We start from the raw sequence: 18,258 nt of genomic DNA, 5'->3' as shown, positions 1-18,258 counted from the left end.
TGGAAATTTTTGCGGCACGTACCTCTTGCCGTCGACAGCGTGCCGTGTTTAGGTCACGAGGCATTCGACTTTCAGCCAAACGACCCTATAGTTTTTCGAGGTTATGGTGTCCCAACCACCTCACATAAGGGTCCGCAAGGCATCGGAAACGTTTACAGAACGTGATTAGGGAGGAATTACTGATGAAGACGATCAAGGGCCCCGGCCTGTTTCTCGGCCAGTTCGCAGGCGATGCCGCACCGTTCAACTCGTGGGATTCGATCACGAAGTGGGCGGCTGACGCCGGCTATGTCGGCGTGCAGGTTCCGACCTGGGCAAGCCAGCTCATCGACCTGAAGAAGGCGGCCAGCTCCAAGGATTATTGCGACGAGTTCGCGGGCGTTGCCCGCTCGAACGGCGTCGAAGTCACGGAACTTTCGACCCACCTGCAAGGCCAGCTCGTTGCTGTTCATCCGGCCTATGACGAAGCCTTCGACGGCTTTGCAGCGCCGGAAGTGCGAGGGAATCCGAAGGCACGGCAGGAATGGGCTGTCGAGCAGGTGAAGATGGCGCTGACCGCCTCTAAGCATCTCGGCATCAAGGCGCATGCGACCTTCTCCGGCGCGCTTGCCTGGCCCTTCATCTATCCGTGGCCGCAGCGCCCGGCCGGTCTCGTCGAGACGCCTTCGACGAGCTTGCCCGCCGCTGGACGCCGATCCTCAACCATGCCGACGAAAACGGCGTTGACGTCTGCTACGAAATCCATCCGGGCGAAGACCTGCATGACGGCATCACTTTCGAGATGTTCCTGGAGCGCGTGAAGAACCATCCGCGCGCCAACATGCTCTATGACCCCTCGCACTACGTCCTGCAGTGCCTCGATTATCTCGACAACATCGACATCTACAAGGACCGTATCAAGATGTTCCACGTCAAGGACGCGGAATTCAACCCGACCGGCCGACAAGGCGTCTATGGCGGCTATCAGGGCTGGGTCGAGCGTGCCGGCCGCTTCCGTTCGCTGGGCGACGGTCAGGTCGATTTCGGCGCCGTGTTCTCGAAGATGACGGCGAACAATTTCGATGGCTGGGCCGTGGTCGAATGGGAATGCGCGCTGAAGCATCCCGAAGACGGCGCACGCGAAGGCGCCGAATTCGTCAAGGCGCACATCATCCGCGTGACGGAAAAGGCCTTCGACGATTTCGCCGGCAGCGGCACGGACCAGGCGGCAAACCGGCGCATGCTGGGGCTGTAATCCAAAGCCTTCTCCCCGCAGGTGCGGGGAGAAGGTAGAGGCCGCCCTCGTCCTTCGAGGCTTCACTCCCTCGCAGAGCTCAGGAGGCTCCGCACCTCAGGATGAGGGCGGAGCGGGCTTTTGCGAAACTCCACAAAGGCCATCTTCGGCATTGGTAGGTAGAGGGTAGTGGTGCTGGCGCAGAAGATCAGCCTCACCCTGAGGTGGCCCGTAGGGCCCTTGAAGGGCGAGGCGGGTGGCTTGAAACGACAAGCATCAGGAATTTGAATTTTAATTTATTCAGGAGGGCCCTTATGGCAATCGAAGGATCATCGGAACAGACGCGGGAGCCGCGCATTCGGCTTGGCATGGTGGGCGGCGGCGCTGGCGCCTTCATCGGCGCGGTGCATCGCATCGCCGCACGCATTGACGACCAGTTCGATCTCATCGCCGGTGCGCTTTCTTCCTCGCCGGAGCGGGCCATTGCTTCCGGGCGCGATCTCGGCCTCGACCCCACGCGCACCTATTCCAGCTACCGCGACATGGCGATCCGCGAAGCCAAGCTGAAGAACGGCATCGAGGCGGTTTCGATCGTGACGCCGAACCATGTGCATTACGACGCCGCCAAGGAATTCCTGCGTCGCGGCATCCACGTCATCTGCGACAAGCCGCTGACATCCAATCTCGCCGACGCCAAGAAGCTGAAGAAAGTGGCCGACGAGAGTGGTGCGCTCTTCATCCTCACCCACAATTACACCGGCTATCCGATGATCCGCCAGGCGCGCGAGATGATCGCCAACGGCGAGCTCGGCGATATCCGCATCGTGCAGGCCGAATATCCGCAGGATTGGCTGACGGAGAATATCGAACAGTCCGGCCAGAAGCAGGCAGCTTGGCGCACCGACCCGTCACAGTCGGGTGCTGGCGGCTCCACAGGCGATATCGGCACCCATGCCTATAATCTCGCCTCTTTTGTTACCGGCCTTGAACTCGATAGCCTTGCTGCCGACCTCGACAGCTTCGTCGAGGGACGTCGCCTCGACGATAACGCCCATGTGATGCTGCGCTTCAAGGCCAGGGGTTCGGAAAAGCCAGCTAAAGGCATGCTCTGGTGCAGTCAGGTGGCGCCGGGCCACGAGAACGGCCTGAAGCTCCGGGTCTATGGTACCAAGGGCGGTATCGAGTGGACGCAGGCCGATCCGAACTATCTCTGGTACACGCCGTTCGGCGAGCAGAAGCGGTTGATTACCCGCAATGGCGCCGGCTCAGGCGCTGCAGCGGCCCGTGTCTCGCGTATCCCGTCGGGCCATCCGGAAGGCTATCTGGAAGCTTTTGCTACGATCTACACCGAGGCTGCGCGCGCCATTAATGCGGCCAAGAAGGGCGTTGCGGTCGATCCGGCCGTGATCTACCCGACGGTCGATGACGGCGTGAAGGGTGTTGCCTTCGTCGACGCTTGCGTTGCTTCTTCGAAGCGCAACGGCGCCTGGATCAAGCTATAGGTTCGATTTTGTTCGAGGCGGCGAAGGCCGCCTCGAATTCGCTGGGGTTGTTGCCGGTCAGGCGGCGAGTCCCTGCTTGCGCTTTGTTAGTGCGTCGATACCAAGCGGGCCGCTGCCGGCTGCGACGAGAAACAGGAAGATGAAGCAGAAGAGGATGGCCGAGACGCCACCGTTCTGTGCCGGATAGAAGCTCTGTGGCGCGTGGCGCAGGAAATAGGCGAAGGCCATCAGGCCCGACAGGACGAAGGAAGCGATCCGCGTCTGGAAGCCGATCAGGACGAGGAAGCCGAGGGTAAGCTCGAGCAGGCCGGCGATCCATGAGAGTGATCCGACGGCCGGAACAGTCTCGGCGGCTGGAAAATGCAGCACCTTTTGCGTTCCATAGCTGAACAGCACCAGCGACGCGACGATGCGCAAGAGGCTCAGCAGATAGGGGTGGAGAGAGTGGAGCGCAGGGAGCATTTGTATCCTTTCACTGTCAAGTTTGAACACTACCCTCAATTGATCCGCAATAAAAAGACAAGTCACGACTGTTGACATTGATGTTATCGAACTATCCGCAAAGGCTCTGCGCTTGCCTGTGGACTCCTCCGCGAAACCGGTAGCCGGCTCGGTTTCTCAGTGGCTGCAACGTTGCAGCTCTGTCATATCGGCACTGTACTTTGTCACGCGGCTTGGCTAAACCGCAGCCAACGAAGCCATAACAGACGGGATTTTCATCATGATCGATCCGAAGCTTCTTGCTGATCGCTTCCCCGGCGATTTCACCTTCGGCGTTGCCACCGCCGCCTTCCAGATCGAAGGCGCCACCAAGGCGGACGGCCGCAAGCCCTCGATATGGGATGCCTTCGCCAATATGCCGGGCCGCGTCTTTCAGCGCCAGAATGGCGATGTCGCCTGCGACCATTATAACCGGCTGGAGCAGGATCTGGATCTGATAAAGGAGATGGGCGTCGAAGCCTATCGCTTCTCGATCGCCTGGCCACGCATCATTCCCGATGGCACCGGCCCGGTGAATGAGGCAGGCCTCGATTTCTACGATCGTCTTGTCGACGGCTGCAAGGCGCGCGGGATCAAGACCTTCGCGACACTCTATCACTGGGATCTGCCGCTGACGCTTGCCGGCGACGGTGGCTGGACGGCGCGCTCGACCGCGCATGCCTTCCAGCGCTACGCCAAGACCGTGATGTCGCGGCTCGGCGATCGTCTCGATTCCGTTGCCACCTTCAACGAGCCGTGGTGCATCGTCTGGCTGAGCCATCTCTACGGCGTCCATGCGCCGGGCGAACGCAACATGCAAGCGGCGCTCTACGCCATGCACTATATGAACCTTGCCCATGGTCTCGGCGTCGAGGCGATCCGCTCCGTTGCGCCGAAAGTGCCCGTCGGCATCGTGCTGAATGCTGCTTCGGTCCTGCCGGGCTCGGATCGCCCGGAAGATGCCGCTGCCGTCGAGCGCGCGCATCAGTTCCACAATGGCGCCTTCTTCGATCCGATCTTCAAGGGGGAGTATCCGAAGGAGTTTGTCGAGGCGCTTGGCGACCGCATGCCTGTCATCGAGGATGGCGATCTCAAGACCATCAACCAGAAGCTCGATTGGTGGGGTCTGAACTATTACATGCCGATGCGCGTCTCCGATGACGCCTCGAAGAGCGGCGATTTTCCCTGGACAAAGGAAGCGCCGCCGGTCAGCGACGTAAAGACCGATATCGGCTGGGAAATCTATGCGCCGGGCCTGAAGCACGTTGTCGAAGATCTCAACAAGCGCTACGAGCTGCCGGAATGCTACATCACCGAGAACGGTGCCTGCTACAACATGGGCGTGGTCAACGGCGAGGTTGATGACCAGCCGCGCCTCGATTACTACATCGAGCATCTCGGCATCGTCGCCGACCTGATCAAAGATGGCTATCCGATGCGCGGCTATTTCGCCTGGAGCCTGATGGACAATTTTGAATGGGCCGAAGGCTATCGCATGCGCTTCGGCCTCGTACATGTCGACTACGAGACGCAGGTCCGCACGGTCAAGAAGAGCGGCAAGTGGTATCGAGAGCTGGCCGCTCAGTTTCCGAAGGGCAACCATAAGGCGGATTAATACGGTTTTACCCCCCCCCGAGGGGAGGTCGCGCGGAACGCGCGGGTGGGGATAATCTTCGGCGTCCGTAATGGTCACCCCACCCCGGACCTTTGGTCGACCCTCCCCCTCAAGGGGAGGGTGGCTATCGCCCGAATCGATCGCGGCTGCTAGGCTTCGCATATGATCTCGCGCCCGCTTTTCCTTTATGCATTGTGCGGCAGCCAGCGGCAGGCTTCGACCAGCCGCCGGCTGCTGGAAGCCCTAAGGCAGGTCTGTCCGGAGGGCATCGCTATCGAGATCTGCGATCTGATCGGCGACCTGCCAATCTTCAATCCGGATGACGAGGGTGAGAGGACGCCGACCATTGTCGAGCAATTTGCCGCGAGGATCGAGCGCGCCGATGGTTTGATCGTCTCCTGTCCCGAATATGCGCATGGCATACCGGGTGGCTTCAAGAATGCGCTGGACTGGTTGGTGTCACGCGACGAGGTGCCTTTCAAACCGCTCATGTTCGCGCATGCCTCGCATCGCGGCGACCTTGTGCTGGAGCAGCTTGCCGAGGTGCTGCAGACCATGTCGCTGCGCATCGTGGAGGCGGCCTTTTTGCGTGTACCGATTGCCGGCAAGAGCGATGAGGCGCAGGCGGCAATTCTCTCGGATGCACGCGAAAGCGGCCTGTTGCAGGCTAGTCTCAGACGTTTCGCAGAGGCGATTTGCGCTGGGCCATAAATTTTGCCGGGGGCGGCAAATATACAACTCTTTCCTGTAGGAATCTCCAACTCGCCTTAACCGTTTATTGAAGTCCTGACGGCAGACTTCGACGCCAAGGAGAAAAGGCGTTGGGGGCAGTTTTGAAATCGTTGCGTCAGAGTACGCAGATCGGTCGTCATTCCATCGTGACGGCCGTTTTGATTTCTTTCGCAGTGGTCGTTGCCGTGGTGACCCTGATGGTGCTCTCGGCCATAGGCCGTGTGGCTGATTACTCCAACAAGCTGGATGACGAGCGCTCCTGGGAAACGACCGTCGGCGCGCTCAAGACTTTTCAGGGGCAACTCGAGGCGACGCTTCACGATCATTCGGCCCGCAATGATGCGGCGCGTAGCGTCTACGGAACAGACGATCAGGGCTGGGTCGCCGGAAACTATGGCGACATATCCTCAAACGGTGCGCTCTTCGATATCGCCGTCATCGTCGATGACCACAATAAGCCGATCATCGGCTACCACAACGGCGAGCCGGTGACGCAGAAGGTCGAGGATCTTCTTGGCACCGCCGTCTGGGCGCTGGTCGATCAGGTGCGCAGCACGCGGGTGACCGGTGTCCCCGAAGCGGGCGGCTACATCATGACCAGCAACGGCATCGCGGCTGTCGGAGCCGCGACGATCCGCGAAAGGTCCGGTCGCATTCCCGTCCCCGAAGGTCAGCGGCGCTATCTCGTTCTGGTGCGCTATCTCGATGCGGCCAGGATCAAGATGCTGTCCAACACCTATGTCATCAGCGGTCTCAAGCTGGTGCCGCCGGAGACCGTCGCGCGCTATGCCGTTTCCATCGTCGATCCGCTCGGCAAGTCGCTCGGACGGCTGGTCTGGAATTCGCGGGAACCGGGCGACCTCAGTTATCTCCAGGTCCGTCCGATCGTAGTCGGCGCGCTTGGTCTGGTAGGACTGTTCTTTATCGTATTGCTGATCTTGGGATCGCTCGCGGGACGCCGGTTGCGGGCCGAGGAAGTGCAGGCCCGCCAGGGCTCTCTTCGCGATCGCCTGAGTGGCCTCCTCAATCGCGAGGGACTGCGGCTCGATGTCGACCGGCCTGGTCGAGCGGGCGAGCAGCGATGGCAGTAACGTCCTGCTTCTGTATCTTGATCTCGACGGGTTCAAGGAAATCAACGACGCCTACGGACATGGCACGGGCGACCAGCTCATCCGCGCCGTGGCCGCCGGCCTCAGCGTGCTCATCCCGCCGCAGGCGACGCTGGCGCGGCTTGGCGGAGATGAGTTCGCCATCGTTTTCCCTACCAGGGAGCTTAACGATGGGCCCGCCCTGGGATTGGCCGAACAGGTCCTGGATTTTCTTTCCGAGCCGCTGGAAATTGGTCGCCGCGTGATCGTCGTCGGCGCCAGCATCGGTATTGCAAGCTCGCCGGAAGGGCGCATCGACCGTGAAGAACTGGTGCGCCGCGCCGATCTCGCCATGTACAAGGCCAAGGAGGCCGGCCGGGCTCGCATGGCCTGCTATGAGACGGCCATGGATGCGCATCGCGAGGAACGCAATGCATTGGAACTGGATCTGCGCCGTGCGATCGAGATGGAAGAATTGACGCTTGCCTATCAGCCGCTTGTGGACGCGTCGAGCTGTGAGATGACAGGTGTCGAGGCGCTCGTGCGATGGAACCGCCCAGGCCACGGGCCTATCTCGCCCGACGATTTCATTCCTGTCGCCGAAACAAGCGGGCTGATCGAGGCTCTGGGGCTTTTGGTGCTGCGCAAGGCATGCGAAGCGGCGCAGCAATGGCCGGATCTGCGCGTTGCCGTCAACGTTTCGCCGGGACAATTCCGCAATCCCGCCTTTGCCGATTACGTCCGCGGCGTGCTGAACCGGACGGAGATCGAGGCCGGTCGCGTGACGCTTGAAATCACCGAAGGCTATATCATTCAAAATCCGGAGCGTACCCGCAAGTCGATCGAGCGCCTGAAGGCGCTTGGCGTCAAGGTGGCGCTGGATGATTTCGGGTCGGGCTTCTCATCCATCGGGTATCTGCGCCAATTCGGCTTCGATCGCATCAAGATCGACCGCTCATTGACGATGGATGTGCTCGAAGACAGCCGTGCCCGCGAGATGCTGCGGGCGACGGTAGCGCTGGCCCGTTCGCTCGACATTCCGGTGACGGCCGAGGGTATCGAGCTTGAAGAGCAGGGAAGGGCGCTACGGGACTTCGGCTGCGACGAATTGCAGGGCTATTTCTATGGAAAGCCGATGCCTGCCGCCGACATCAGCAAGCGCCTGGCCGCGCAGATGACGGCTACCCTCGACGAAGAGCATGGCGCCGCCGCCTGATATCCTCAGCCGATATGCTGCTGGCCGCGTTTGCGGGCAAGAGCGACCTGCCGCTGTCTTTCGCGAAAGCGTTCCCGGTCTTCCTCGCTGCGCTCGTGATAGCAATGGCTGCAGGAGACGCCGCCTTCGTAGAAGGGTGAGGTCACTTCTTCCGCGGTGATCGGGTTGCGGCAGGCGTGACAGAGCTTGTGATTGCCCTCTTTCAGACCATGCTCGACCGAGACGCGCTCGTCGAAGACGAAGCATGCGCCTTCCCAGAGGCTTTCTTCCGCCGGCACTTCCTCGAGATATTTCAGAATGCCGCCCTTGAGGTGATAGACCTCGTCGAAGCCCTGCTGCTTCATGAAGGCCGTGGCCTTTTCGCAGCGGATGCCGCCGGTGCAATACATGGCGATCTTCGGCTTGTTGTGCAAGCCGGTATTCTCGCGCACCCATTCCGGAAATTCGCGGAACGTCTTGGTCTTCGGATCGACGGCGCCCTTGAAGACGCCGATCGCCGTCTCGTAATCGTTGCGGGTATCGATGACGATGGTATCGGGGTCGGAGATTAGCGCGTTCCAGTCCTTCGGCGCCACATAGGTGCCGACGATCTGGGTGGGGTCGATATCCTCGACGCCCATGGTGACGATCTCTTTCTTGAGCTTCACCTTCATGCGCACGAACGGCATTTTCGACGCGTGGCTTTCCTTGTGTTCCAGGCTGGCAAATTCCGGCTGTGCCCTGAGGAAGGCGAGCACGGTGCCGATGGCGGCATGCGTCCCGGCAATGGTGCCGTTGATGCCCTCATGCGCAAGCAGCAGCGTGCCTTTGACGCCATTGGCCTCGCAGAGCGCAAGCAATGGCTCCTGCAGGCTTTCGAAGCGCGGAAGGGAAACGAAATGGTAGAGCGCCGCAACGAGGAATGCGCCGGTCGCCTCATGCCGTGAGCTGGAAAAGATGTCGGTCATGCCGGGGAAATACAATTTTGTGGGCCGGCAGGCAATCGGGATTTGCGTTGAAGCCTTGCGTCATCGAAACAGCATCGGCCGGCTGCTCTAGTCTGCCGCGTCCAGCCAGAGGCGCTTGACGGTTCGCGCTTCCCGCTCCGGCTTGTCGGCAAACACCCAGTGAGCCCTGTTCAACGCTTCTTCGCGGGCTATCTGCTGGCGGGAGATGATCGCCTCGAGCAGGCGTGCGCGGTCGTCGCTACCGTCGAACAACTGCGGTTCGCGATCGGCAACATCGGACAGGATCGCAAGATCGAGATAGCGGCCGAGCACATCGACCAATGCCTTGGCTTCAAGCTGCTTGGCGTGCATGGCTGCCGGCCAGATGTCCCTCAGCAGCATGTGGTGCATCCAGTAATCCTGGCTGCGCTTGCGCAGATCGTGAAAGCTTTCCGCGTGAGGCATTTCGCCGAGGCATTCGGAGAGCGCTTCCATCGCCTTGCGACCGTTCTTGCGCCAGCTTTTCTGGAAGAGGCGTGCGGTATCGCGCCGACCACCGCCAAAGGATGTGTTCTTCACGGCCACGATGGCCTCACCACAGATGGCGATTGCTGTCTTGGCCTTGTCTTCGAGGTCCGTCTCGGCCTCGGACAGGCGGTCGCGACGGCTCGTCAGCACAGCGGTGACGCGCGCCAGTGCTTGCTGCTCATCGTCAGACCTCGCAGTCTCCTGCAGATAATGGCTGACTTCAATCAATGCCGTGGCGTCCCGCACGCCCGAAAGCGTGCGTGCCACGTCTCGAAGGCGGGCATTTTCCTGCTGTTGGAATTCCCGAGCGAGCGGGGCAATCAAACGATAAAGGGCACGGACCCGCTTGATGCTTTTCCTGGCGGCATGCACCGCTTCGTGCAGGCCTTGCGGGCGATCCGTCAGGACAGCCATCGCCTTGCCGAGTTGATGCGCGGCGGCCTTGTGCACCTCGCCATCAAGAGCCCGGTCAGGCCGTATGCGATAGCTCATTATATTCCTGTTCGAACTGTGTCGCGAGCGCCTGGTTGGAATAGCGATGTTCGCCGGTCACTTCCCGGCCGATCCAATCCGGCAGTTCCGGATCATCGCTTTCGTCTTCCATCTCCACCTCGGCGATCACCAGGCCGCGATGGGCGCCGCGAAACACGTCGATCTCCCAGACAAATCCCTTGAAGGGCACCTTGTGGCGGGTTTTCTCGATCACGAGGCCGATGGCCGTTCCGAGCAGTTCCTCTGCCTCTGGAATCGGGATCTCATATTCGAATTCGTCGCGCGTCATTTTCTTGCCGATCTTGATCGTCAAGGTCGCGGTTGCCTCGTTCGTCAGCCTGATCCGGACTGAGCGATCCTCCATGGAGGCAATATATCCCTGCCGTAGAATGAGCCTCTCGGACACCAAATTACGCCACTGATCGCCGCGCACCAGAAACTTTCGCTCGATCTCTTTTGCCATGCGTTTGACATGCTCCACTGGCACAGATCGGGCTACATTATAGCAAGTCATGGGGATTTCCTACCCGTTGTATTGAGAGCAAGCTTTTGTCTCGACAAGCATCTCCGGGAAGGTTATTCGAAAGCCGGATTTCAATCGTTTTAAGGGAGCGCTCCGACCATGGGCGAGAAAACCGAGAAGCTTCTTTCCGTTCTGAAACTGCAACCGGTCGTACCCGTGCTGATCGTCGACGATGCGAAATCGGCCGTACCTCTGGCCCGGGCGCTTGTGGCCGGCGGGCTCAAGGCCATCGAGATCACGCTGCGCACCGCGGGCGCGCTCGATGCCATCCGCGCTGTCGCGGATGAAGTGGAGGGTGCCGAAGTCGGCGCCGGCACGATCCTGAACGTCGCCCAGTGGGACGCTGCCGTCGAAGCCGGTTCAAAGTTCATCGTCAGCCCCGGCACGACGCAGGAGCTTCTCGATGCGGCCCGCGCGTCGCATGTGCCGCTGCTGCCGGGTGCTGCCACCGCAAGCGAGGTCATGGCGCTGCGCGAAGAGGGCTATGCGGTGCTGAAGTTCTTCCCGGCCGAGCAGGCCGGCGGTGCGGCCTATCTCAAGGCTCTGTCCTCGCCGCTTGCCGGCACGCTCTTCTGCCCGACGGGCGGTGTCTCGCTCAAGAACGCCCATGATTATCTGTCGCTGTCGAACGTCATCTGCGTTGGCGGCTCCTGGGTCGCGCCGAAGGAGCTGGTTGCGGCCGGTGACTGGGCCGGGATCACCAAGCTTGCAGCAGAGGCTGCAGCGCTCAAGGGCTGAACGGCTTCCTTTCGATCGATTTTAGAGGCGCGCGGGGTTTCCCACGCGCCTTTTTCTTTGCCCTGGATTTGTATTTGCGGTTGCGCTTCCTATCTCCCTTTCACCATCACAAGGACGGAGGACCATCCATATGATCGACGCCCGCAAACTTCTTGACCAATTCCTGGGCTCGCAGGTTCCAGGAATGCAGGGAAGCGTGAAAGACAAGGCAACCCAGGCCATCAATCTTGCCAGGGACAATCCGATGGCAACGAGCGCCATCGCCGGCGTGCTGCTGGGAACGAAAACCGGACGTCAGATTGCCGGCAATACGCTGGCGCTCGGCGGCCTCGCAGCCATCGCCGGGCTCGGCTATCAGGCCTACAAGAACTACAGGGATGGCAATCAGCCGCAGCCGGCACCGCAATCCGCCCCGCAGGCTGAACCGCAGTTCCTGCCGCCGCCATCCAATTCCGGTTTCAGCACCGCGCCGGCCATTGCCAGCAATGATTTTACGCTCTCCTTGGTGCGGGCGATGATCGCCGCTGCCCGGGCCGATGGCCATATCGACGATACGGAGCGCCAGCGCATTCTCGGCAAGGTGCAGGAGAGTGGCGTCGGCTCCGAGGCCGAAGCCTTCTTCCAGCGCGAACTTGCCAATCCGGTCGATCTCGACGCCATCGTTGCCTCTGCGCAGACCGAGGAGCAACGGGTGCAGATCTATACGGCGTCGCGCCTGGCCATCGAGCCGGATTCCCGGGCGGAACGTGGCTATCTGGATCTGCTGGCAGGGCGACTTGGCCTGGCCGATCCGCTGGTCGATCATATCGAGGCGACGGTGGCAGGCGCCAAAGTCCAACTCTGAGGGGTAGAGCCAGTTGCCTTTCACCGGCGGCTGGCCTAAGCCTTCGCCGGAACATTTCATGGCGCTAGGGATCGGCAATTTGACGGACAAAAAGAGCGACACCCGCTCGGCGGCGATCGCAGCCGGTGTTATTTTGCTGGTTGCAACGGCCGTGCTCTATCTGATGCCAAACGTCATCGTCTGGCTCGGAAACATCTCGCCGTGGCTCGGGACGGGTTTCGGCGTATTGGTTATCCTGGCCTTCTTCTTCGTGTTCTGGCTGAGAGCTCGCTACCAGCGACGCAGCGGGCAGTAAGCTCAATTCTGCAGCGAAGCGCCGAGCAGAATGACGCCGGTGCAGATGACAAGCAGCGCGCCGAAAATCTCGATGCCGTCACCGACCCATCCCGAGAGTCTCGAGCCCTTGCCGGTGAAGCGCACGGCGGTGCTTTTCGCGAAAACCGCGATAATGGCCAGCAGCGAGACGGTCAGTGCCGTGCCGATCGACATGGCGAGCACGGACAGCAGGCCGCCGAGATAGAGGCCATTCAGCATGGAGAAGGTCATGACGAGAAGCGCACCCGAGCAGGGGCGCAGACCGACGGCGATGATTGCCGACCAGGCTTCGCGGACGCTGAACTTCTCGTTCGACAGCATTTTCGGATCTGGAAGATGGGCGTGGCCGCAGGCTTCGCAGTAAGCACCATCACCAGCCGCGTGAGCGGGATCGTAGCATTGATAGCCCTCGGCAGCCGGCATCATAGTGTTGCTGCTGCGTGAGAAGCCTCTCACCGAATCCGTGCCCGTTGCCGCACCTTCAAATAGCGACAGGCTGATCGGACCGGTTGACGTTGCCATCTGTATTTCCCGGCGCTGCGCCCGGCTTTGGAGCATCGCTCGCAGCTTGCGAAACAGAAGCCAGCCGCCGAACAGGACGACCATGACGAAGCTGGCGATCTCCATCGCATTGGTCGCCATCGTCATGGTGATGCCGGAGCCGCGCAGCACGAAATAGGCGGCGCCAACGACGAGGACTGCGACGAGGCCCTGGATGAGTGCCGAGACGAAGGAAATGCCGATGCCGCGCTTCAGTTCAATCTCGTTGGCGACCATGTAGGAGGAAATAACTGCCTTGCCGTGGCCGGGGCCGGCAGCGTGGAAGATGCCGTAGGCGAATGAGAGGCCGATCAGCGTCCAGAGCTGCCACGGGTCCTGGCGCATGGCCTCGATCGATTTCGTAAGGGCACGATAGAAAGCCTGCTGCTCATAATTCACATAGAGAAAGATCGGCGCCAGCGGTCCGCCCATCGGCTGGAAGCTCGGCTCGGCCGTGCCGATGCCAAGCGGCGAGCCTGCGGCATGCGCGAGACCGGCGATCGCCAGAAAGGCAAGCGCTGCGGTCGGAGCCAGTCTCTTTACGCTCGAAATCAGCATTGAACGTCTATCCGCGTTGCGAAGAGTTTCGACATCGTCGTTCCCGTCGGATCGTTGAAGAAGGCATCCGTCAATGTCGCCTTGTTTTCGGCGATGACCTCATCCGGGTTGGGCCGCACGACCTGGTGCGTGCAGCTTTTGAAGGCGTCGCCTTCTACGACCAGCTCGTTATCGGTCGGGAAATCGATCGATGTGTACAGCGTCGGGTCGTATATGCCGAAGCTGAGCTTGTTGCCCTTGGTGAGCGGCATGGGCTCGGACGGTTTCACGGCAAAGAACATCAGGATCTGACCGTCGCGATAATCGACATTGATGACGTCAGGCTTGTTCACCTTGATGCTTTTGCCGTTGAGCGTCAGGTTCGTGTAGTAGTCATAGTCGACAAGGGAATCGCGCACGGTCTTGCCGACTTCTTTCAGCTCGTCTGGGTCGAGCTTCAGGTTGGTGTTCTTGTCGAAATCCATCAGCACGGAGGACGAGAACACTTCGTCGAAACGCCAGACGTTACGCAGCTCCTGCACATTGCCGTCCGGCCCGGCCAAAACCTCGAGCCGCGCTTCCACGAAAATATGCGGATGCGCCGAGGCGATCGGCGGCACAAGCAGCATGCCGCCTGTCAAGGCGATAGCATAGACAATCGTGGATTTTTTCATGCGTCCGATGTGTTTCGTGAGCATTGATTCAGTTCGACTTCTGGTCAGGAAATGAGACGGAATTGGGACCGCTGGGCCCTTAGCCGTGCTTGCGGAACCAGTTGTGAAGGTAGTCCACAAAGATGCGCACTTTGGCGGGGAGATAGCGGCGGTGCGGGTAGACCGCATAGATGCCGCGATCCGTCGGAAGATAGTCGTTGAACAGCGTCAGCAGCTGTCCGCTTTCGATCGCCTTGCGGCCGATGAAATCGGGGACAACGGCAACGCCGAGATCGGACAGGGCGGCGCGCAGGGTCGCGTGCGGGCTGTTGACTTCAAGCGTGCCGTTGATGGCCACATTGAAGGTGGTGCTGTCGGCATCCACGAAGCGGATACTGCCTTGCGAACGATTGTTGCTGTCGATGATGAACGGCACGCGCGTCAGATCGGTCGGATGCTCCAGGGCCGGATAGCGGTCGAGGAATTCCCGGGTTGCGCAGAGATGGACGCGGAAATCGGAGATCTTGCGGGCGATCATGCCGGAATCTTCGAGCTTGGTGATGCGCACGGCCACATCGAAGCCTTCCTCGATCAGATCCACGAAGCGGTCGTCAGCAGCGATTTCGAGAGCAAGGTCGGGATTTTCCTTGGCGAAATCGATCAGCGACTGCCCGACTTCGGCATCGACGAAGGTGCGCGGCACCGAAACGCGCAACCGTCCTTTAAGCTGCTGATTATTCTCGCGCACGAGGTCGGCAAGATTGTCGATCTCCTTCAGGATGTCGGAGGCGGTGCGATAGTAGGTATGGCCTGCCTCGGTCATGGAAAACTGGCGGGTGGTGCGGTTGAGCAGCAGCGCGCCGAGTTCGTCCTCAAGCTCACGGACATATTTCGAGAGCAGGGCCTTGGAGCGCCCAGTCTTGCGCGCCGCCGCCGAAAACCCCTCGGCTTCCACCACGTCGATAAAGGCACGAATCCGGGTCAACGTATCCATGGTGAAGCCTCCCGTTAACTGTTTCCGGATGTTGAACAAAACGCGCTGATTTGTTCAATTATTTTTTTAGGGCACGGGCGAAAAAAATTCTTGATTGTTACGGCGAATGTACCTATTTCCGGATCAGCCCAAAGTCGCACGTGCCCGTGGGTGTCCGCCGATCCTCGATGTGGTGAGAAAATCGGTAAGGTACCTGGAACTAACCCCTCCAGTCGCTATTTCGGCCAACCGAAAAATGCGAGGACATCTAAAGCAACGACGGTGCGGGCCTTTTTGTTCTCTCCCGGCTTTCCATCAGCCGGGGTTACTGAAGAGGCACACCTTCATTGCCGGAAGTGCGGTTGGGATACTCCCTCCAATCCATGGCAGACAAAGCGAATTAGCGCCGCTTGCGGCACTGGTTCATCATCCGCGCTTCGCGCATTTGCACGGTACCGGGGTCTCCACCGGCTGGTTCCTGAGCGAATGAGCGTCGCCCTTTGTCCTCTGGGTCTTTCCCCGGAGTTTTTGGAATTGAAAGGGAATTGACATGACCACGCAGCGTATTCGCGACTTTCTCGCTACCCGACGTCCGGACGGTCCTTGCCTGGTGGTCGATCTCGATGTCGTCCGCGATAACTTCCGTGCCTTCCGTCATGCCATGCCGGACAGCGCCATCTATTATGCCGTCAAGGCCAACCCGGCTCCGGAAGTGCTGCGTCTGCTCGCAAGCCTCGGCTCCAACTTCGATTGCGCGTCCGTCGCTGAAATCGAAATGGCGCTCGATGCCGGTGCGACCGCTGCCCGCATCTCCTTCGGCAACACGATCAAGAAGGAGCGTGATATCGCTCGTGCGCATGCGCTCGGCATCAGCCTCTTCGCCGTCGACAGCCACGAGGAAGTCGAGAAGATTTCCCGTGCCGCTCCCGGCGCTCGCGTGTTCTGCCGCGTCCTGACCGATGGCGAAGGCGCCGAATGGCCGCTGTCGCGCAAGTTCGGCTGCGTTCCGCAGATGGCTGTCGACGTTCTCGTCTACGCCCATCAGCTGGGTCTGGAATCCTACGGCGTGTCTTTCCATGTCGGCTCGCAGATGACCAAGGTCGACGCCTGGGACGCTGCTCTTGCCGATGCCAAGCGCGTCTTCGTCTCGCTGGCCAAGCAGGGCATCCACCTGCAGATGGTCAACATGGGCGGTGGTTTTCCAACCAAGTATCTGCGCGACGTTCCGTCGGCTGAAGCCTATGGCAAGGCGATCTTTGCGTCTCTGCGCGCCCATTTCGGCAACCAGATCCCGCACACGATCATCGAGCCGGGCCGCGGCATGGTCGGCAATGCCGGTGTGATCAAGGCTGAAGTCGTCCTGATTTCGAAGAAGTCGGACAATGATGCCGCTCGCTGGGTCTTCCTCGACATCGGCAAGTTCGGCGGTCTGGCTGAAACCATGGACGAGGCAATCCGCTACCCGATCCGCACGGAGCGCGACGGCGACGAGATGGAAGCCTGCGTCATTGCCGGCCCGACCTGCGATTCGGCTGACGTGCTTTATGAGAAGAACCTCTATCCGCTGCCGGTGACGCTCACCATTGGCGACGAGGTCCTGATCGAAGGCACCGGCGCCTATACGACGACCTATTCGGCTGTTGCCTTCAACGGTTTCGACCCCCTGAAGGCCTACATCATCTAAGGCATGCATCCCGAAAAGTGCGAAGCGGTTTTCGGATAAGATCGTGCCAAGGAAAAATCTCAGTGCCGGCTGAGATCCGACTTCGCCGACCCCGTAATCAGCCGGGGCGGCACTCTCACAATTATTTGTCACCACCGCTGATAACGGTATTGGGCAACGGGAGGCCAAGATGGCCGCTGTTCTTGATTCTGTCCGCGCATTCTTTGCGCCCACAACCTTCACCCTCGACCTGGAAAACGCAGGCGATGTCGTCGCGCGCGAAAATCTGCTGGATCGCGCGATGGGCGCCGACCGCCGCAAGAAGTCGTCCGAAAAACTGCGTCACGGCCGCGTTCCCGCCGAAGGCTTGGCGCTGGTCGCCCGCGACCGCGCCGGCCACATCGTCGGTACCGTTCGCCTTTGGAATGTCGAGGCCGGCGTCGATCGCGAGACCCGCCCGGTCGATGCGCTGTTGCTCGGCCCGCTGGCCGTCGATCCTGCCTATGAAGGCAAGGGCATGGGCTCTGCACTGATGCGCGCCGCCGTCCTGGAAGCCAAGAAGCGCGGCCATGGCGCCATTCTGCTGGTCGGTGATGCGCCTTACTATGAGCGTTTCGGCTTCTTTGCCGACAAGACCCGCCACCTGGTGATGCCGGGCCCGTTCCAGCGGGAGCGTTTCCTTGCGCTTGAGCTCAAGGAAGGCTGGCTTAACGGCGCTGCCGGCATGATCGTCGCCAGCGGCCGAAAGCTTGCCCAGCCGCCGATGTCAAAGGCTGCCTGAAAGCTAATTGCCTTCGCTCAAAACGGGCGAGGGCACTCCTAATGCTCGTTGAATTCGCTATGCCGCTACATGCTGGCGGAACGCTAGATGTTCTGATCCATCGTCTCGGCCGGAATCTCGTCGGCGGGATGAATGCGGACGACGAGAGCGGGCACACCGGCAACGGTGCAATGCGGCGGTACGGCTTTCACGACGACGCTGCCGGCCGCGACCTTGCTGAAGGCGCCGACTTCGATATTGCCGAGGATTTTTGCGCCGGCGCCGATCATCACGCCATGGCGGATCTTCGGATGCCGGTCGCCGCTCTCCTTGCCCGTTCCCCCAAGCGTGACGTTCTGCAGGATGGAGACTTCATCCTCGATCACGGCTGTCTCGCCGATGACGATGCCGGAGCCATGATCCAGCATGATCGAGGAGCCGATCCTGGCGGCCGGATGAATATCCGGGCCGAAGACGAGCGAGACGAGATTGGAAAGCCAGCTGGCGATTTCCGGACGGCCTTCGGCCCAGAGCGCGTGGGCGATACGGTGGGTCTGAAGGGCGTGAAAGCCCTTCAGATTCAAAAGCGCGTGCAGATAGGTCGTGCAGGCGGGGTCGCGGGTGCGCACGGCGAGGAGATCGGCTTCGGTCGCCTGCAGGATTGCGGCGTGCCGCGCCAACACGCCTGATAGCAGCGAAAGCAGTTCGTCGTGCTCGATCCGGACGACGCAAAGCCGGGCGGTGAGCACATTGGCGAGGCTCTCGGCATTCGAGCGGCTGGCAAGGATCTGTGCCTGCAGCAAAGGGCCGAGCGTCGGCTCACGCTTGGCGAGCTCGGCAGCCTCCCGGCGGATCACATCCCAGACGCTTTCGGCTGATGCAGGTGTATTTCCGGCGATTGCCGATCCTGACTGGGGCAT

At 60.6% G+C, this 18,258-nt stretch carries 16 protein-coding genes and 2 pseudogenes; 10 read left to right on the top strand and 8 right to left on the bottom strand.

Annotated elements, in window-relative coordinates:
- Positions 1-182: 182 nt before the first annotated feature.
- Together BSK43_RS11125 and BSK43_RS11120 are read left to right on the top strand one after the other, a co-directional pair.
- Positions 183-1,234, top strand: a pseudogene (locus BSK43_RS11125) (sugar phosphate isomerase/epimerase).
- 293 nt (positions 1,235-1,527) lie between these two features.
- Positions 1,528-2,715, top strand: coding sequence for a Gfo/Idh/MocA family oxidoreductase (locus BSK43_RS11120; protein WP_077469396.1), 1,188 nt, complete (start codon positions 1,528-1,530; stop codon positions 2,713-2,715).
- Positions 2,716-2,772: 57 nt separating this feature from the next.
- Here the strand turns inward: BSK43_RS11120 and BSK43_RS11115 are convergent, their stop codons facing one another.
- Entirely contained in the window at positions 2,773-3,177 is a 405-nt protein-coding gene (locus BSK43_RS11115) for a DoxX family protein (protein ID WP_077469397.1), read from the bottom strand.
- Positions 3,178-3,436: 259 nt separating this feature from the next.
- On the opposite strand from BSK43_RS11115, the gene BSK43_RS11110 reads away from it, so the two are divergent.
- The 3 genes and pseudogenes from BSK43_RS11110 (at position 3,437) to BSK43_RS11100 (ending at position 7,846) form a co-directional block, all read left to right on the top strand.
- A complete protein-coding gene (locus tag BSK43_RS11110) occupies positions 3,437-4,810 on the top strand; it encodes a GH1 family beta-glucosidase (protein ID WP_077469398.1) in 1,374 nt (457 codons plus the stop codon).
- 162 nt (positions 4,811-4,972) lie between these two features.
- On the top strand, positions 4,973-5,521 hold the full coding sequence (locus tag BSK43_RS11105; protein WP_205910603.1) for an NADPH-dependent FMN reductase: 549 nt from the start codon (positions 4,973-4,975) through the stop codon (positions 5,519-5,521).
- A 110-nt stretch (positions 5,522-5,631) separates the two neighbouring features.
- Positions 5,632-7,846 (top strand): annotated as a pseudogene (locus BSK43_RS11100) (EAL domain-containing protein).
- Between the two features lie 5 nt (positions 7,847-7,851).
- Here BSK43_RS11100 and BSK43_RS11095 read toward each other — a convergent pair.
- The 3 genes from BSK43_RS11095 to BSK43_RS11085 form a co-directional block, all read right to left on the bottom strand.
- Entirely contained in the window at positions 7,852-8,793 is a 942-nt protein-coding gene (locus tag BSK43_RS11095; protein WP_077469400.1) for a rhodanese-related sulfurtransferase, read from the bottom strand.
- A gap of 87 nt (positions 8,794-8,880) precedes the next feature.
- Positions 8,881-9,792: a CHAD domain-containing protein gene (locus tag BSK43_RS11090; RefSeq protein ID WP_077469401.1), complete on the bottom strand. Its 912-nt coding sequence runs from the start codon at positions 9,790-9,792 to the stop codon at positions 8,881-8,883.
- Entirely contained in the window at positions 9,770-10,255 is a 486-nt protein-coding gene (locus BSK43_RS11085) for a CYTH domain-containing protein (RefSeq protein WP_068400507.1), read from the bottom strand. The genes BSK43_RS11090 and BSK43_RS11085 overlap by 23 nt, the downstream gene beginning before the upstream one ends.
- A gap of 159 nt (positions 10,256-10,414) precedes the next feature.
- Between BSK43_RS11085 and BSK43_RS11080 the strand changes: the two genes are divergently transcribed.
- The 3 genes from BSK43_RS11080 (at position 10,415) to BSK43_RS11070 (ending at position 12,192) form a co-directional block, all read left to right on the top strand.
- On the top strand, positions 10,415-11,053 hold the full coding sequence (locus BSK43_RS11080; protein ID WP_077469402.1) for a 2-dehydro-3-deoxy-phosphogluconate aldolase: 639 nt from the start codon (positions 10,415-10,417) through the stop codon (positions 11,051-11,053).
- A gap of 130 nt (positions 11,054-11,183) precedes the next feature.
- Positions 11,184-11,897 carry a tellurite resistance TerB family protein gene (locus BSK43_RS11075; RefSeq protein ID WP_068399936.1) on the top strand — a complete coding sequence of 238 codons (714 nt, stop codon included), beginning with the start codon at positions 11,184-11,186 and terminating at the stop codon, positions 11,895-11,897.
- Positions 11,898-11,955: 58 nt separating this feature from the next.
- Entirely contained in the window at positions 11,956-12,192 is a 237-nt protein-coding gene (locus BSK43_RS11070) for a hypothetical protein (protein ID WP_068399939.1), read from the top strand.
- A gap of 2 nt (positions 12,193-12,194) precedes the next feature.
- Here the strand turns inward: BSK43_RS11070 and BSK43_RS11065 are convergent, their stop codons facing one another.
- The 3 genes from BSK43_RS11065 to BSK43_RS11055 form a co-directional block, all read right to left on the bottom strand.
- Positions 12,195-13,310, bottom strand: coding sequence for a nickel/cobalt transporter (locus tag BSK43_RS11065; protein ID WP_077469403.1), 1,116 nt, complete (start codon positions 13,308-13,310; stop codon positions 12,195-12,197).
- Positions 13,304-13,963 (bottom strand): DUF1007 family protein, encoded by a 660-nt coding sequence (locus tag BSK43_RS11060; protein WP_169055382.1) that lies wholly within the window; start codon positions 13,961-13,963, stop codon positions 13,304-13,306. Before BSK43_RS11060 ends, BSK43_RS11065 begins: the two co-directional genes overlap by 7 nt.
- Positions 13,964-14,042: 79 nt before the next feature.
- Positions 14,043-14,936, bottom strand: a complete 894-nt coding sequence (locus BSK43_RS11055; RefSeq protein ID WP_077469405.1) for a LysR family transcriptional regulator — start codon at positions 14,934-14,936, stop codon at positions 14,043-14,045.
- Between the two features lie 529 nt (positions 14,937-15,465).
- Between BSK43_RS11055 and odc2 the strand changes: the two genes are divergently transcribed.
- Together odc2 and BSK43_RS11045 are read left to right on the top strand one after the other, a co-directional pair.
- Positions 15,466-16,599 carry an ornithine/lysine decarboxylase gene (gene odc2 / locus BSK43_RS11050; RefSeq protein ID WP_037196325.1) on the top strand — a complete coding sequence of 378 codons (1,134 nt, stop codon included), beginning with the start codon at positions 15,466-15,468 and terminating at the stop codon, positions 16,597-16,599.
- Between the two features lie 169 nt (positions 16,600-16,768).
- Entirely contained in the window at positions 16,769-17,359 is a 591-nt protein-coding gene (locus BSK43_RS11045) for an N-acetyltransferase (protein ID WP_077469406.1), read from the top strand.
- An 83-nt stretch (positions 17,360-17,442) separates the two neighbouring features.
- Here BSK43_RS11045 and cysE read toward each other — a convergent pair whose 3' ends face one another.
- Complete coding sequence (gene cysE, locus BSK43_RS11040; protein WP_077469407.1) at positions 17,443-18,258, bottom strand: serine O-acetyltransferase; 816 nt, start codon at positions 18,256-18,258, stop codon at positions 17,443-17,445.

The organism is Rhizobium sp. P44RR-XXIV, assembly GCF_001999485.2.
GTDB lineage: Bacteria > Pseudomonadota > Alphaproteobacteria > Rhizobiales > Rhizobiaceae > Rhizobium.
The sequence above is the reverse complement of the archived record's forward strand: the minus strand, read 5'-3'. Positions and strand labels throughout refer to the sequence as shown.

Excerpts from the sequence above, each read along its gene's own strand:
- BSK43_RS11055 (WP_077469405.1), bottom strand. The coding sequence starts at position 14,936 with ATGGATACGTTGACCCGGATTCGTGCCTTTATCGACGTGGTGGAAGCC.
- BSK43_RS11115 (WP_077469397.1), bottom strand. The coding sequence starts at position 3,177 with ATGCTCCCTGCGCTCCACTCTCTCCACCCCTATCTGCTGAGCCTCTTG.
- BSK43_RS11120 (WP_077469396.1), top strand. The coding sequence starts at position 1,528 with ATGGCAATCGAAGGATCATCGGAACAGACGCGGGAGCCGCGCATTCGG.
- BSK43_RS11105 (WP_205910603.1), top strand. The coding sequence starts at position 4,973 with ATGATCTCGCGCCCGCTTTTCCTTTATGCATTGTGCGGCAGCCAGCGG.
- BSK43_RS11090 (WP_077469401.1), bottom strand. The coding sequence starts at position 9,792 with ATGAGCTATCGCATACGGCCTGACCGGGCTCTTGATGGCGAGGTGCAC.
- BSK43_RS11060 (WP_169055382.1), bottom strand. The coding sequence starts at position 13,963 with ATGAAAAAATCCACGATTGTCTATGCTATCGCCTTGACAGGCGGCATG.
- BSK43_RS11045 (WP_077469406.1), top strand. The coding sequence starts at position 16,769 with ATGGCCGCTGTTCTTGATTCTGTCCGCGCATTCTTTGCGCCCACAACC.
- BSK43_RS11075 (WP_068399936.1), top strand. The coding sequence starts at position 11,184 with ATGATCGACGCCCGCAAACTTCTTGACCAATTCCTGGGCTCGCAGGTT.
- cysE (WP_077469407.1), bottom strand. The coding sequence starts at position 18,258 with ATGCCCCAGTCAGGATCGGCAATCGCCGGAAATACACCTGCATCAGCC.
- BSK43_RS11080 (WP_077469402.1), top strand. The coding sequence starts at position 10,415 with ATGGGCGAGAAAACCGAGAAGCTTCTTTCCGTTCTGAAACTGCAACCG.
- odc2 (WP_037196325.1), top strand. The coding sequence starts at position 15,466 with ATGACCACGCAGCGTATTCGCGACTTTCTCGCTACCCGACGTCCGGAC.
- BSK43_RS11110 (WP_077469398.1), top strand. The coding sequence starts at position 3,437 with ATGATCGATCCGAAGCTTCTTGCTGATCGCTTCCCCGGCGATTTCACC.
- BSK43_RS11070 (WP_068399939.1), top strand. The coding sequence starts at position 11,956 with ATGGCGCTAGGGATCGGCAATTTGACGGACAAAAAGAGCGACACCCGC.
- BSK43_RS11095 (WP_077469400.1), bottom strand. The coding sequence starts at position 8,793 with ATGACCGACATCTTTTCCAGCTCACGGCATGAGGCGACCGGCGCATTC.
- BSK43_RS11065 (WP_077469403.1), bottom strand. The coding sequence starts at position 13,310 with ATGCTGATTTCGAGCGTAAAGAGACTGGCTCCGACCGCAGCGCTTGCC.
- BSK43_RS11085 (WP_068400507.1), bottom strand. The coding sequence starts at position 10,255 with ATGGCAAAAGAGATCGAGCGAAAGTTTCTGGTGCGCGGCGATCAGTGG.